This window comes from Miniphocaeibacter halophilus (assembly GCF_016458825.1).
In the GTDB taxonomy this organism is placed as follows: Bacteria; Bacillota; Clostridia; order Tissierellales; family Peptoniphilaceae; genus Miniphocaeibacter; species Miniphocaeibacter halophilus.
Genome location: NZ_CP066744.1, coordinates 2,332,839 through 2,347,749, shown reverse-complemented (window position 1 = coordinate 2,347,749; position 14,911 = coordinate 2,332,839). Strand labels below are relative to the sequence as shown.

Genomic DNA, 14,911 nt, shown 5'->3' with positions numbered 1-14,911 from the left:
TATGAAGATGAAGATTTAAAGGTATTAAAAAATCCAGAGTAAAAATTTCACCCTGGATTTTATAGTTAATGGATATTAAAAATCTTTCACAAAATTATATAGGGTTTTAACAGGAATTCCTGTAGCTCCATAAGGAATATAACTATATGGTTTAGTTATATAGGCAGGACCGGCAATGTCCATATGAGCCCAGTTTTTACCTTCAACAAATTCCTCTAAAAATAAACCTGCAGTAATAGCTCCACCATATGGACCGGTAGAGTTAGTAATGTCTGCTATTTTACTCTTTAACATATCTCTAGTTTCTTTAAATGATGGTAATTTCCAAACATATTCTCCGGATTTTTCTGAAGCTTCTTGAATTTTGTTATAAACATTGTCATTGTTTGTTACTATACCTGTTGTTATTTCACCTAGGGCTACAACGCAAGCACCGGTTAAGGTTGCTAGGTCAACAATGGTATTAGCCTCTGTTTTAGTTGCAGCATAATATAAGGCGTCAGCTAAAGTTAAACGTCCTTCAGCATCTGTGTTTTTCACTTCTATTGTAGTACCTTTCATTGAACTAATAATATCTCCGTTTTTATAAGCGTTTCCGGAAATCATATTTTCACAAGCTGCTATTAGCCCAACTACATTTTGTTGAATATTGTTTTTTGCTAGAGCATACATAGTTCCAATAACTGTTGCGGAACCTGCCATATCCCCCATCATTGTAGCCATACCTTCAGGTTTTTTTATTGCATATCCACCGGAATCGTAGGTAAGTCCTTTACCGACTAAAGCTATTAGTTCACTATTCTTATCTTTTACAGGTGTATATTCTAATTTAATAAACTTAGGTTCTTTTGCGGAGCCTTTTGAAACAGCTAGGAAGGCATGCATGTTCATATCTTCAATTTCTTTTTTATTATAAACTGTAACTTTAATACCCAATGGCTCTAATATTTCCTTGGCTTTTTGTGCTAAAGTTTCAGGATACAAATCTATAGAAGGAGTGTTGACCAATTCCCTAGTTATATTAATACCGTCAACAATGTTTTCTACTTCTGAAAGAAACCTTTCGTTTAGTTCTGCGTTATTTGGTAACTTAATATTAATATTAAAATCTAATTTAGTATCTTTTTTTGTTTTATAAGTATCAAAACTATAATTGGATTGTAAAAATCCCTCAATTAAAGCAGGAATAAAAATATTACTTTCAAAATATTCTACCTCAAAATAATTTATGTTTATATTAGAATAATTTTTACTTTTTAAATCCTTTGCAATTTTGAAACCAAGATGACGAATATCGTTTAGTAATAGTTTTTTTGTATCTCCTAGATTTACTAAGTATATTTTCTCAGATTCATTAATATAGTAGAAAATTTTAAAATTATCACTTTCAAAATAATTTATTTCCTCTAATACTTTCTTCAAACTAGGTTTAATTTTTTCAACATCGAAATTATTGTCAATAATATAGACCTCTAATGCATTATCAATATTGCTATTAATTTTTAGTTGCATTTAAAAACACCTCCAAAAAATAATATACCCTATTTATTATAAATTGACACAGAGTTTATAAGTTGATAATATAATCTTCGAGGTAGAATATGATGAAAAAAATTTTTGCATTTATTTTAATAGGAACTCTATTTTTTTTAACTTCTTGTAATAAAATTAGTAAGGCAGGTACTTATGAAGCTACAGGAAAAGGGAGAAACGGAGATTTAAAGGTTTCTGTTACAATTAACTCAGAAGGTGAAATATCGGATATTGAACTAGTTGAATATGAAGACAATATAGAATTTGTTGAAGCATGTTATGAAAAAATCAAGGAAGAAATAATAAGAAATAATTCATATGATGTCGATACTGTAACAGGTGCAACATTAACTAGCGAAGGTATAAAGGAAGCTGTAAAAAATGCAGTAGAACAATCTAAATAAATTTTTCAAAAAATACAATTTAAGGTGACCCCAAAAAGTTGGACTTTTTCCAGAGCAGATTTTTTGCTCTGGTTTTTTATATTATACTGTAGCTAATTTTATTTAATTATTTTGAAAGACTTATGTCAAGAGCAAAAGCGAAGCGACTCTTGATATATGGCTTTCAAAATAATACCATAGCTATGCTACAGATAATTGTTTTCTATATTCTACTGGACTTAACCATCCAAATCTTTCTTTTATCCTTAGTTCATTATAGTATTTTATATATTTTCTTATTGCTGTTTCCAATTCCTCATAACTATAATATATTTTTCCATAATACATTTCTTGCTTCATTATTCCAAAGAAATTTTCTATTGGTGAGTTGTCTAAACAATTACCTTTTCTAGACATACTTTGCATTATTCTGTTTTACCTTAGCTCTTTTACATAGGCCTTCATCTGATACGCCCAACCTTGATCTGAATGAAAAGTCCTTCTGTATTTACAATCAGACGTTATTTTAATAGTTTCTTTTAAGGAAGCCATTATACTCTCTGCTGATGGTTTTTCAGATATTCCATAACTTAATATTTCCAGGTTACATAAATCCATAAATGGATCAAAATACAACTTTTTAATTTGAAGATTGCCATTTTTATCACGCTCATAGTATTTAAATTCCGTTGTATCTGTTGTGATTTTTTGATGTATTACACTGGTGTTAAATCGTCTATTTAGTTTGTTTTTTGCTATTTTACCAACTTTACCTTTGTATGAACTATATTTTCTACTTTTTCTAGTAAATGACATTACTTGAAGTTTAAGTTTTTGTACAAGTTTTTGTACAAGTCTTTGCACCTTCTTCTTATTTATCTTAAATCCTAATTTTTTAAGTTCACCATAAATTCTTCTATATCCAAAGTTTTCATGGTCTTCTCTTATCTTTAAGATTTCTTCTTCTATTTTTTTATCCGGATTATCTCTATTAAATCTTTTTTGCCAATACATATATGTTGATTTGGGAAATTTAAGCACTGCAAGAATATCTTTTAATTTAAATGATCCTCGGAGATTGTGTATTATTCTTGCGATTTGTTCTTTTTTTGACTTTCCTTTAGACGCAATCTCCTCAATTCTTTTAAATATTCATTCTCTATTTTCAGAGCTAAAACTTGTTGTTCTAGTTCTTTAATTCTATCAGCATCATTTTTACTTATCTGAGAATTTTTATTGTTTTTATTGTCTTTAGCTTTCATTTTAGAGGGTCTCCCTTGTTGTTTTACGAGACCTTCTTTTCCCAATTTTCTAAACTTTGATACCCACCCTGCTATTAATGATGGATTATTTATTCCGAAATTGGTTGCTAGTTCATGATAAGAGATCTCTGTAGTTAGGTAAGACTCTATCATATTTAATTTAAAATCTAAAGTATATTTATCATTTTGTCGTTTTCTTAATAACCCTATTTCTCCAAATTCTTTATATGCTTGTATCCAGGTACATACTGTCGTAAAACTTGGAATATTATATTTTTTAGCTAGATACTGATATCCTCCCAAGCCATCTAAATATTCCTCTACTACTTTTAGTTTAAATTCAAAACTATATTTCGCCATTGAAAAACCGACCTCCTACTCGTTAGATTTTTGGTCTAACTTTTGGGGGTCGGTACAAATTTATTGTCTTTTTTTTATTACACTATGATATAATTCCAGTATGGAGAATATAAAAGATACAACTATAAAAACCCATAAGGAAGCTAAGGATTTTTCAATTCTATTAGTAAGTATGGCTCAAGTATTAGTACAAAATGGAGCTGAAATTTATAGAGTTGAGGATACAATAGCTAGAATGTGTGGTGTTTATAAAGAAATTAAAAATATAAATATATATGCTACTTATAATATGGTAATGGTATCTTTTAATTATAAAGATGAAGATATTATTACTATGAGAAGAATAAATTCATATTCCTTTGATTTAAGCAAAATATCTAAAATAAATAATTTCTCTAGAAAATTTGTAAACGGGGAATATAATATAAGTGAAGGAGCGAAAATAGTTAATGACATTGGCTATGGTAGTTATCAATCTTTAAGAAACTACTTAATATTTGGTAGCTTGGGAGCTGCGGCCTTAATATTTAATTTTGGTGGTACTTGGGAGGATTTTTTTGTAACTTTATTTGCCGGCTTCGCTGGTATTTTAGTGCTATTTAAAGTTGAAGATATTAGTTTCTCATTTTTTTTCAATAATATAGCAGGTGCTTTTGCCGCTGCTTTAGTGGCAGTACTTGGAATTAGCTTGGGAATTGGAACTAATGTGGATATTGTAATAACAGGGGCTATTATCCCACTATTGCCTGGAATATATTTTACTAATGCAGTAAGGGATTTTATGAGTGGTGATGTTTTATCTGGTATGTATGGCATGATGAAATCTATTTTAGTTGCAGCAGGTATGGCTCTAGGAGTTGGTTTAGTTTTATATTTTTATTATTAGAGGTAAATATATGATCTTATTTAAGTCAATAAGTGCAGGAGCATCAGCGCTGTTTTACGGATTGTTTTTTAATTCTCCAAAAAAATCTACATATGGTAACTTTATTACAGGAACAGTAGGTATGTTTGTTTATTATATATTCTTTGTAAAACTGGAAACAAAATTTGTTCCCTTAGTTATTAGCTCTTTTACAATAGGTCTTATGGCAGAGCTATTAGCTAGAATATGTAAATTTCCAGCAACTGTTTACTTAGTACCTAGTTTAATTCCGCAAGTTCCGGGACTTGCAATGTTTAGAACCATGCAGGGCTTAGCAATGCAAAACTTAGATGCAGTATTGTCAAATGCTTTAGATACCCTAATTAGTGCAACAGCATTAGCACTAGGAATAGTACTTTCGACAATATTTTCAAAATCTATTAACAGAGTAAGAATGAAAAGTAGAAAATATAAGAGGTAGAAGATGTTAATAAAAAAAGATTATAGCAGCAATAATTTTAAAACAATATATTTAGCCGGTGGTTGCTTTTGGGGAGTAGAGGAATATTTTAAAAGAATACTGGGAGTTGAATATACAGAAGTTGGTTATGCCAATGGAATAAGTGAAGAAACCAACTACAGATTATTAAATGAAACAAAACATAGTGAAGCTGTAAAAATAATATACGATACTAATATAATTAATTTAAAAAACATATTAGAAAAATTCTTTAAAATAGTAGATCCTACAAGTATAAATAAACAGGGCAATGATGTTGGAATACAATATAGAACCGGAATATACTATGAAAAGGAAGAAGATAAGAAGATAATATTAGAATATATTAATGAAGTACAGAAAAAATACAGCAAGAAAATAGTAGTGGAAGTAGAAAAAATAAAGAACTTTACTAAGGCCGAAGAATATCATCAAGAGTATTTAAGGAAAAATCCTTTAGGCTATTGTCATATTAACTTGGAAGAATTTGAAGTGGAAAAGCCTGTAGTAAATGAAAAGAACTATAGTAGACCAAATAATAAAGAAATTAAGAAAGCACTAACAGAAGAACAATACTTAGTAACACAAGAGGATATGACAGAAAAACCATTTAGAAATATTTATAATGACAATTTTAATAAAGGCATTTATGTAGATATTGTAACTGGTGAGCCTTTATTCTTGTCTTCAGATAAATTTGATTCAGGGTGTGGTTGGCCTTCTTTTAGCAAACCAATAGATGAAGAGGTTATTAAATATAAAAAAGACAATAAATTAAAAGTTGAAAGAACAGAAGTAAGAAGTAGAGTAGGAAATAGTCATTTAGGACATGTATTTAATGATGGACCAAGGGAAAAAGGTGGTCTAAGATATTGTATAAACTCAGCAAGTCTTAAATTCATACCTATTGAAAATATGAAAGAAGAAGGATATGAGGACTATATAAAGTATCTTTAAAAAACATTAATTAAGAATAAACTTGACTTTAATATTAAAATATTCTTTAAAAATATAAAAATATTAAAAGAATGTAAAAAACAAGTAAAAAAGATTTGACAATATTAAAAATAATTGATAATATAAATAGGCACTCAACTGAAGTGCCTTTTTAATTGGAAACAAAAAAATAAAAGGTGTTGACAAAAAGAAATACCCTATGGTATACTTAAAAAGTTGTCACGAGAGTGCAGCAAGAACCTAGACAAAAGAAAAGTGTAAAAAACTTTGAGAAAAAGTACAACCAAAACAATAATTTTCGGTGTAAAATTAAGAAGAAGTCAGCAAGAGCTGAATCAAACATTTAATTGAGAGTTTGATCCTGGCTCAGGACGAACGCTGGCGGCGTGCTTAACACATGCAAGTCGAACGAGAATCTTATCAGTGGAAACTTCGGTAGAAACAGATAAGAGGAAAGTGGCGAACGGGTGAGTAACGCGTGAGCAACCTGCCTTACACAAAGGGATAGCCTCGGGAAACCGGGATTAATACCATATGAGACCCCATTGGCGAGTGCCAAAGAGGTTAAAGATTTATCGGTGTAAGATGGGCTCGCGTCTGATTAGCTAGTTGGTAGGATAAAAGCCTACCAAGGCAACGATCAGTAACCGGCTTGAGAGAGTGAACGGTCACATTGGAACTGAGACACGGTCCAAACTCCTACGGGAGGCAGCAGTGGGGAATATTGCACAATGGGGGAAACCCTGATGCAGCGACGCCGCGTGAGCGACGAAGGTTTTCGAATCGTAAAGCTCTGTCCTTGGAGAAGATAATGACGGTAACCAAGGAGGAAGCACCGGCTAAATACGTGCCAGCAGCCGCGGTAATACGTATGGTGCGAGCGTTGTCCGGAATTATTGGGCGTAAAGGGTACGTAGGCGGTATAGCAAGTCAGATGTTAAAGCGTGGGGCTCAACCCCATAAAGCATTTGAAACTGTTAAACTTGAGTAGTGGAGAGGAAAGTGGAATTCCTAGTGTAGCGGTGAAATGCGTAGATATTAGGAGGAATACCAGTTGCGAAGGCGACTTTCTGGACACAAACTGACGCTGAGGTACGAAAGCGTGGGGAGCAAACAGGATTAGATACCCTGGTAGTCCACGCCGTAAACGATGAATGCTAGGTGTTGGGGGTCAAACCTCGGTGCCGAAGTTAACACATTAAGCATTCCGCCTGGGGAGTACGGTGGCAACACTGAAACTCAAAGGAATTGACGGGGACCCGCACAAGCAGCGGAGCATGTGGTTTAATTCGATGCAACGCGAAGAACCTTACCAGGGCTTGACATATATGCGCTAGCACTAGAGATAGTGGGTTCTCTTCGGAGACGCATATACAGGTGGTGCATGGTTGTCGTCAGCTCGTGTCGTGAGATGTTGGGTTAAGTCCCGCAACGAGCGCAACCCCTATATCTAGTTACCAGCAAGTAAAGTTGGGGACTCTAGATAGACTGCCGGTGACAAACCGGAGGAAGGTGGGGATGACGTCAAATCATCATGCCCTTTATGTCCTGGGCTACACACGTGCTACAATGGCCGGTACAGAGGGAAGCGAAGTCGTGAGGCGAAGCGAATCTCAGAAAGCCGGCCCCAGTTCGGATTGTAGGCTGCAACTCGCCTACATGAAGCCGGAGTTGCTAGTAATCGCAAATCAGCATGTTGCGGTGAATGCGTTCCCGGGTCTTGTACACACCGCCCGTCACACCACGGAAGTTAGTAATACCCGAAGCCGTCAAGCTAACCGCAAGGAGGCAGACGTCGAAGGTAGGATTAATGACTGGGGTGAAGTCGTAACAAGGTAGCCGTATCGGAAGGTGCGGCTGGATCACCTCCTTTCTAAGGAGTACAGTGCAGTAGTTAGAGTACAATAAGGAAATAAAGTACTGCATTAAGCCTTAACAAATCATAGATTTGAATAGGACTAATAGTTTTTTACACTTTTGTCGAGGGTTTTTTTAAATTAAAGACAAATAACATGGGGGTGTAGCTCAGTTGGGAGAGCGCCTGCCTTGCAAGCAGGAGGCCAGGAGTTCGAATCTCCTCATCTCCACCAATAACCGTAAGGTTATAGAAAAATAGAACATTGAAAACAAAATAGTAATAAATATTTCTGGTCAAGCGACTAAGGGCATAAGGTGAATGCCTTGGCACTAGGAGCCGAAGAAGGACGCGACAAGCAGCGAAAGCGACGGTTAGGAGCAAATATCCAACGATCCGTCGGTATCCGAATGGGGAAACCCACTTAGACAAACTCTAAGTATCCATATCCCAACCAATTAAGATATGGAAGGAAACCAGGTGAACTGAAACATCTAAGTAACCTGAGGAAAAGAAAGAAAACTCGATTCCCGTAGTAGCGGCGAGCGAAGAGGGAAGAGCCCGACATAAGAGAATACAACAACAAGAATTAGAAGAATTGCCTGGGAAGGTAAGCCGTAGAGAGTGAAAGCCTCGTATTCAAAAATTCAAGAAGTTGCTCTTAGAAAGAGTACCACGAAACACGAGAAATTTTGTGGGAATATGGGAGGACCACCTCCCAAGGCTAAATACTACCTAGTGACCGATAGCGAATAGTACCGTGAGGGAAAGGTGAAAAGAACCCCGGGAGGGGAGTGAAAAAGAACCTGAAACCTTATGCCTACAAGCAGATAGAGCATCAATAAGATGTAATATCGTACTTTTTGTAGAACGGGCCAGCGAGTTATGATATGTAGCAAGATTAATCGTTTAAGACGAGAAGTCGTAGGGAAACCGAGTCTGAATAGGGCCAAAGTTGCATATTGTAGACCCGAAACCAGGTGATCTATCCATGTGCAGAGTGAAGTTCAAGTAAAATTGAATGGAGGCTCGAACCGGGTATGGTTTAAAACATATCGGATGACGTGTGGATAGGGGTGAAAAGCCAATCGAACCTGGAGATAGCTGGTTCTCCTCGAAATAGCTTTCGGGCTAGCCTTAACGTAGTAATTGGAGGGGGTAGAGCACTGATTAGTCTAGGGGCATATAATGTTACCGAAACTTATCAAACTCCGAATACCTCTAAATTAGCGTTAGGAGTCAGACTATGTGGGATAAGCTTCATAGTCGAAAGGGAAAGAGCCCAGACCACCAGCTAAGGTCCCAAAATATAGATTAAGTGGAAAAGGATGTAACACTACTTAGACAACCAGGATGTTGGCTTAGAAGCAGCCACACATTTAAAGAGTGCGTAATAGCTCACTGGTCAAGTGGTGATGCGCCGAAGATTACCGGGGCTAAAATCTAATACCGAAGCTGTGGAACGAGTAATCGTTGGTAGAGGAGCGTTGTGTAAAGGAAGAAGCAAAACTGTAAGGTTTTGTGGACATTACACAAGTGAGAATGCTGGCATGAGTAGCGAAAAGGTGAGTGAGAATCTCACCCGTCGAAAGCCTAAGGGTTCCTGGGGAAGGCTCGTCCACCCAGGGTAAGTCGGGGCCTAAGCCCAGGCCGAAAGGCGTAAGCGATGGATAACAGGTAGAAATTCCTGTACTATCTCAAGCGATTGAGAGAAGTGTTGACGCAGAAGGATATACTTAGCGCACGGAAGGAAGAGTGCGTCCAAGTAAGTAGGTGGTAGGAGTAGGAAAATCCGCTCTTGCATAACACTGAGATACGATGGGGAGCGAAAAACAAGTAGTGAAGAAGTAGATTCCACGCTGCCAAGAAAAGGCACTATCGAGCGAAGAGATACCCGTACCGCAAACCAACACAGGTAGGCGAGGAGAGAATCCTAAGACGCGCGGAAGAACCTTTGTTAAGGAACTCGGCAAAATGACCCCGTAACTTCGGGAGAAGGGGTACCATGAGACGTATATGTTAAACACAAAAAGCGAAGCATGGTCGCAGAGAATAGGCCCAAGCGACTGTTTACCAAAAACACAAGTATCTGCTAAATCGAAAGATGAAGTATAGGTGCTGACACCTGCCCGGTGCTGGAAGGTTAAGGGGAAATGTTAGGGGTAACCCAAAGCATAGAACTTAAGCCCCAGTAAACGGCGGCCGTAACTATAACGGTCCTAAGGTAGCGAAATTCCTTGTCGGGTAAGTTCCGACCCGCACGAAAGGTGTAACGATTTGGGCACTGTCTCAACAAAGGATCCGGTGAAATTGTAGTACTCGTGAAGATGCGAGTTACCCACGGCAGGACGGAAAGACCCCGTGGAGCTTTACTGCAGGCTGACATTGGATTTTGGTATTAAATGTACAGAATAGGTGGGAGACTAAGAAACTAGGGCGCCAGTCTTAGTGGAGTCTCAAGTGGGATACCACCCTTTTAATGCTAAAGTTCTAACCTGGTACCTTGAAACAGGTACAGGGACACTGTCAGTTGGGCAGTTTGACTGGGGCGGTCGCCTCCTAAAGAGTAACGGAGGCGTTCAAAGGTTCCCTCAGAATGGTTGGAAATCATTCACAGAGTGCAAAGGCAAAAGGGAGCTTAACTGTGACACCAACAAGTGGAGCAGATAGGAAACTAGGACTTAGTGATCCGGTGGTACCGAGTGGAAGGGCCATCGCTCAACGGATAAAAGCTACCCCGGGGATAACAGGCTTATCTCCCCCAAGAGTTCACATCGACGGGGAGGTTTGGCACCTCGATGTCGGCTCGTCTCATCCTGGGGCTGGAGAAGGTCCCAAGGGTTGGGCTGTTCGCCCATTAAAGAGGCACGCGAGCTGGGTTCAGAACGTCGTGAGACAGTTCGGTCCCTATCCGCCGTGGGCGTAAGAAATTTGAGAGGAGCTGTCCCTAGTACGAGAGGACCGGGATGGACAGACCGCTGGTGTATCAGTTGTTCCGCCAGGAGCACAGCTGAGTAGCTAAGTCTGGTCGGGATAAGTGCTGAAGGCATCTAAGCACGAAGCCCCCCTCAAGATGAGATTTCTTTTTCAGAGATGAAGAGAGATACCATGAAGAAAATATGGTTGATAGGTCAGAGGTGTAAGAGCAGTAATGTTTTTAGCTAACTGATACTAATATATCGAAAGCTTGACCAGGAATATTTATTACTATTTTTTGAAGCCGTAACCCAGTTTGTGAAACAAATTGAAGTACGACTCATGACCTAATAGAAGTCTATAGACAGTTAGTAGAAACAATGTTACAATAGAAAAAGTTAATATAGGGTGAAGATAGCGGAAGGGATACACCTGTACCCATCTCGAACACAGAAGTTAAGCCTTTTAGCGCCGATGGTACTATGATGGAAACGTCATGGGAGAGTAGGTATTTGCCCAACAATATTCCCTGTACGATTTAATCGTATGGGGAATTTTTTGATATAAAGGCATACTAAAGTAGTGGAGTATATTATTGGATTATATTTTTGTGCTTTTAACTCTATTTAAATTAATTATTTATTAGTCTAAATTTCATTTGTATTTTACTTCAAATTTTTCATGTATTGCTATAGTTTAATATAAATATAACTTATTTATTCCATATATGATAGAATTATTTATATAAACTATAAACATTAATAAAAGAATATTTTATCCATTATTTTAATTATTAAGGAAGAAGATAAGAATTAATCTATAAAAGATTATAGGAATTAAAAGTAAAATTGTTTACATAAACTTCTATTTAAGTTAAAATCAATGGGTAAGTAAATTTAAAGGAGTAATTATGACAATTTCATTTTCAGAATTTATAAGTCAAGTTTTTTCTAACTATGCATTACTTATTACTGTTATTCTTACTTTAGCAGTAATTTTTGTTAATGGATGGACAGATGCACCTAATGCTATTGCTACAACAGTTTCTACAAGAGCTATGAGGGCAAAACCTGCAATTTTGATGGCAGCTATTTTCAATTTTTTAGGTGTTTTAATTATGACTATGATAAATGCGAATGTAGCTGAAACTATATATAATATGGTTGACTTTAGTGGTAATTCTCATGAAGCTTTAGTTGCATTATGTGCTGCTTTATTTGCAATAGTAATATGGGCTACAGCTGCTTGGTATTTTGGTATACCAACTAGTGAATCTCATGCATTAATAGCTGGTTTATCTGGAGCTGCTATTGCACTTCATAATAGTTTAAGTGGAATTAATGGGCGTGAATGGATAAAAGTAATTTATGGGTTATTTTTATCTACTGTATTAGGATTTATTTTCGGATATATTTTAGTTAGTATAGTCAAGTTTTTATTTAAAAACATAGATAGAAGAAAAACCCAAGGATTTTTCCAAGGAAGTCAAATAGTAGGTGGAGCTGCTATGGCCTTTATGCATGGAGCTCAAGATGGTCAAAAATTTATGGGTGTTTTTATGTTAGGTATGTTTTTATCTAGGGGTTCTATTCAAACTGAATTTATTATACCTGTTTGGTTAATGATTTTATGTTCAGCAGTTATGGGAATAGGTACTTCAATAGGTGGGTATAAAATTATTAAATCAGTAGGTATGGACATGGTAAAATTAGAAAAATATGAGGGCTTTTCTGCAGATATAGGTGCAGCCTTATGTTTGTTACTTTCTTCAATTGGAGGTATACCTGTTAGTACAACTCATGTAAAAACTACTGCAATTATGGGAGTAGGTGCTTCTAAAAGATTGTCCAATGTAAACTGGTCAGTTGTAAAAGAAATGGTATTGACTTGGGTGTTAACTTTCCCAGGATGTGGTATTATTGGATTTGTTATGGCAAAAATATTTATGATTTTATTTTAAGGAGTTAATATGTCAGTGTATAATTATTATGAGGGATTTGTCAGAATGTCAAAAAAGGCAAAGGAATGTGCTTATTATTTAAATAATGAATTAAAAAATTTTGATAAATCTATATTAGAATCTAAAATTGATGAAATTCATGCTATTGAACATGAAAGCGATGAAATAAAACATGAAATTATGGAAAACTTGGTAAAGGAGTTTTTACCGCCAATTGAACGAGAAGATATTATGATAATAACACATTATTTAGATAATGTTACTGATAATTTAGAGGAAGTACTTATTAATCTATATATTTTAAATATAGACAGTATTACCGATAAATCTATAGCCTTCAGTGAATTAATTATAGAATGTGTTGAAACTATGCATAAATGTCTTGAGGAACTACATAATTTTAAAAAATCTAAAATATTACTACCCCTAATTATTTCAGTTAATACAATTGAAGAAAAGGGAGATGTTTTATATTTAGAAACGATGAATGAACTTTATAGAAAAAACACTGATCCAATTTATATTATGGCTTGGTCAAAAATTTATGATTTGTTAGAAAAATGCTTAGATTCTTGCGAAAGTGTAGCAGATGAATTAGAAGTAATTATATTGAAGAATAGTTAATTAGGGGAGGAATAATGAAGTTTTTTATTGATACTGCAAATGTTGAAGAAATTAAAGAGGTAGCTTCTTGGGGTATTGTTGATGGTGTAACAACTAATCCATCTTTAATAGCTAAGGAAGGTCGAGTTTTTAAAGATGTAATTAAAGAAATAACCGATATTGTTGATGGTCCTATTTCTGCAGAAGTTGTTAGTTTAGATTCTGAAGGAATGGTTAAAGAAGCCTTGGATTTAGTTACTATTCATAAAAATATAGTTATAAAATTACCAATGACTAAAGAAGGTCTTAAGGCTTGTAAAAAACTTACAGATAAAGGAATAAAAACAAATATTACCTTGATTTTTTCTGCTTCACAAGCGTTAATGGCGGCTAAGGCTGGTGCAACTTATGTAAGTCCATTTTTAGGACGTTTAGACGACATTAGCTCCGATGGTCTAATACTAATAGAAGATATTGTAGAAATATTTTCTAATTATAATATTGAAACTGAAATAATTTGTGCTTCAGTAAGACATCCTATTCATTTAATAAACTGTGCAAAAGTAGGTGCTCATGTAGCGACGATACCATATAAGGTATTTGAACAAATGTTAAAACATCCGCTAACTGATATAGGTATAGAAAAGTTTTTAAGTGACTGGGAATCAGTGAAAAATTTATAATACTAGAGGGCACTGCCCTCTTTTTTCGTGATTGGAGGAAATATGGATATAAATCTACCTTTAAACCTTGTTAGAGTAACAGAAGCTGCAGCTATTAAGTCTTTTTATTATATGGGAAAGGGCGATGCTAATCTTGCAGACCAAGCGGCAGTTGATGCTATGCACTTAGTTTTTAACGATTTGGATATGGAAGGTACTGTTGTAATAGGAGAAGGAGAAATAGATAATGCTCCTATGTTATATATTGGAGAAAAATTAGGTTCAGGCAGAGAAGGATCCCCAAAATTAGATATTGCTGTTGATCCAGTGGAAGGAACTTCCTTAGTTGCTAATGGACAAAATAATGCTATATCCGTTATTGCAGCTGCTCCAAAAGGGTGTTTATTACATGCCCCTGATATGTATATGGAGAAAATTGCATGTGGACCTGAAGGAAAGGATATAGTACATTTAGATTTATCTATTGAAGAAAATATTAAAAGATTAGCGAAAGCAAAGGATAAGGACATTTCAGAAATAATTATTTCTGTTCAAAATAGGCCAAGACATGAAGAGTTAATTAAAAAAATTCGTAATTTTGGGTCAAGAATTAGAATTTTTGAAGAAGGTGATGTAAATACAAGTATAGCAACTTGTTTTAAGTCATCTGGTGTTGATCTTTTTGTAGGTATAGGTGGAGCACCGGAAGGTGTAATTTCAGCTGCTGCAATTAAATCATTAGGTGGAGTTTTTCAAGGAAGACTCAAACCTAGAAATGAAGAGGAAATAGAAAGATGTTATAATATGAATATAAATGATGTAAATAAGATTTTAGAATTAGAGGATTTAGTTAAAGGTGATGAAGCTTTATTTGCAGCTACAGGTATTACTGATGGTGAATTTTTAAATGGAGTGGTACAATATCCTAATAATACTGTAAAAACATATTCTATTATGCTTAGAGCGCAAACAGGAACAATTAGATTTGTTGAAGCTTTGCATAAACTAGACAATAAACCCCATCTTTCTACAAGAAATATGTAAAGGAGATAAAAT

General features: G+C 35.3%; 9 protein-coding genes, 1 tRNA gene, 3 rRNA genes and 1 pseudogene. 12 read left to right on the top strand and 2 right to left on the bottom strand.

Going from position 1 to position 14,911, the window contains the following annotated elements:
- Positions 1-75 precede the first annotated feature (75 nt).
- Positions 76-1,512: a leucyl aminopeptidase gene (locus tag JFY71_RS11765; RefSeq protein ID WP_243660964.1), complete on the bottom strand. Its 1,437-nt coding sequence runs from the start codon at positions 1,510-1,512 to the stop codon at positions 76-78.
- A gap of 89 nt (positions 1,513-1,601) precedes the next feature.
- Between JFY71_RS11765 and JFY71_RS11760 the strand changes: the two genes are divergently transcribed.
- Entirely contained in the window at positions 1,602-1,937 is a 336-nt protein-coding gene (locus JFY71_RS11760; protein ID WP_243660963.1) for an FMN-binding protein, read from the top strand.
- A gap of 180 nt (positions 1,938-2,117) precedes the next feature.
- Here the strand turns inward: JFY71_RS11760 and JFY71_RS11755 are convergent.
- Positions 2,118-3,538, bottom strand: a pseudogene (locus tag JFY71_RS11755) (IS3 family transposase).
- 100 nt (positions 3,539-3,638) lie between these two features.
- Here JFY71_RS11755 and JFY71_RS11750 point away from each other — a divergent pair.
- From JFY71_RS11750 to glpX, 11 genes are all read left to right on the top strand, one after another.
- The gene (locus tag JFY71_RS11750; RefSeq protein WP_243660962.1) at positions 3,639-4,424 is read left to right on the top strand and encodes a threonine/serine exporter family protein; all 786 of its coding nucleotides are present in this window, start codon (positions 3,639-3,641) and stop codon (positions 4,422-4,424) included.
- A gap of 10 nt (positions 4,425-4,434) precedes the next feature.
- Positions 4,435-4,884: a threonine/serine exporter family protein gene (locus JFY71_RS11745; protein ID WP_243660961.1), complete on the top strand. Its 450-nt coding sequence runs from the start codon at positions 4,435-4,437 to the stop codon at positions 4,882-4,884.
- Between the two features lie 3 nt (positions 4,885-4,887).
- Complete coding sequence (gene msrB / locus JFY71_RS11740; protein ID WP_243660960.1) at positions 4,888-5,859, top strand: peptide-methionine (R)-S-oxide reductase MsrB; 972 nt, start codon at positions 4,888-4,890, stop codon at positions 5,857-5,859.
- A 343-nt stretch (positions 5,860-6,202) separates the two neighbouring features.
- Positions 6,203-7,732, top strand: a 16S ribosomal RNA gene (locus JFY71_RS11735).
- A 141-nt stretch (positions 7,733-7,873) separates the two neighbouring features.
- Positions 7,874-7,949, top strand: a tRNA-Ala gene (locus tag JFY71_RS11730).
- 59 nt (positions 7,950-8,008) lie between these two features.
- Positions 8,009-10,909, top strand: a 23S ribosomal RNA gene (locus tag JFY71_RS11725).
- A 125-nt stretch (positions 10,910-11,034) separates the two neighbouring features.
- Positions 11,035-11,151 (top strand): 5S ribosomal RNA (gene rrf / locus JFY71_RS11720).
- Together the 16S, 23S and 5S rRNA genes with 1 tRNA gene alongside form the textbook arrangement of a ribosomal RNA operon.
- A gap of 389 nt (positions 11,152-11,540) precedes the next feature.
- The gene (locus JFY71_RS11715) at positions 11,541-12,590 is read left to right on the top strand and encodes an inorganic phosphate transporter (RefSeq protein WP_243660959.1); all 1,050 of its coding nucleotides are present in this window, start codon (positions 11,541-11,543) and stop codon (positions 12,588-12,590) included.
- Positions 12,591-12,599: 9 nt separating this feature from the next.
- Complete coding sequence (locus tag JFY71_RS11710) at positions 12,600-13,214, top strand: DUF47 domain-containing protein (RefSeq protein ID WP_243660958.1); 615 nt, start codon at positions 12,600-12,602, stop codon at positions 13,212-13,214.
- Positions 13,215-13,228: 14 nt separating this feature from the next.
- Positions 13,229-13,876 carry a fructose-6-phosphate aldolase gene (fsa, locus tag JFY71_RS11705; RefSeq protein ID WP_243660957.1) on the top strand — a complete coding sequence of 216 codons (648 nt, stop codon included), beginning with the start codon at positions 13,229-13,231 and terminating at the stop codon, positions 13,874-13,876.
- 42 nt (positions 13,877-13,918) lie between these two features.
- On the top strand, positions 13,919-14,899 hold the full coding sequence (gene glpX, locus JFY71_RS11700) for a class II fructose-bisphosphatase (protein WP_243660956.1): 981 nt from the start codon (positions 13,919-13,921) through the stop codon (positions 14,897-14,899).
- Positions 14,900-14,911 lie beyond the last annotated feature (12 nt).

Coding starts and splice junctions, on each gene's coding strand:
- JFY71_RS11715 (WP_243660959.1), top strand. CDS start 11,541: ATGACAATTTCATTTTCAGAATTTATAAGTCAAGTTTTTTCTAACTAT.
- JFY71_RS11760 (WP_243660963.1), top strand. CDS start 1,602: ATGATGAAAAAAATTTTTGCATTTATTTTAATAGGAACTCTATTTTTT.
- msrB (WP_243660960.1), top strand. CDS start 4,888: ATGTTAATAAAAAAAGATTATAGCAGCAATAATTTTAAAACAATATAT.
- fsa (WP_243660957.1), top strand. CDS start 13,229: ATGAAGTTTTTTATTGATACTGCAAATGTTGAAGAAATTAAAGAGGTA.
- JFY71_RS11745 (WP_243660961.1), top strand. CDS start 4,435: ATGATCTTATTTAAGTCAATAAGTGCAGGAGCATCAGCGCTGTTTTAC.
- JFY71_RS11765 (WP_243660964.1), bottom strand. CDS start 1,512: ATGCAACTAAAAATTAATAGCAATATTGATAATGCATTAGAGGTCTAT.
- glpX (WP_243660956.1), top strand. CDS start 13,919: ATGGATATAAATCTACCTTTAAACCTTGTTAGAGTAACAGAAGCTGCA.
- JFY71_RS11750 (WP_243660962.1), top strand. CDS start 3,639: ATGGAGAATATAAAAGATACAACTATAAAAACCCATAAGGAAGCTAAG.
- JFY71_RS11710 (WP_243660958.1), top strand. CDS start 12,600: ATGTCAGTGTATAATTATTATGAGGGATTTGTCAGAATGTCAAAAAAG.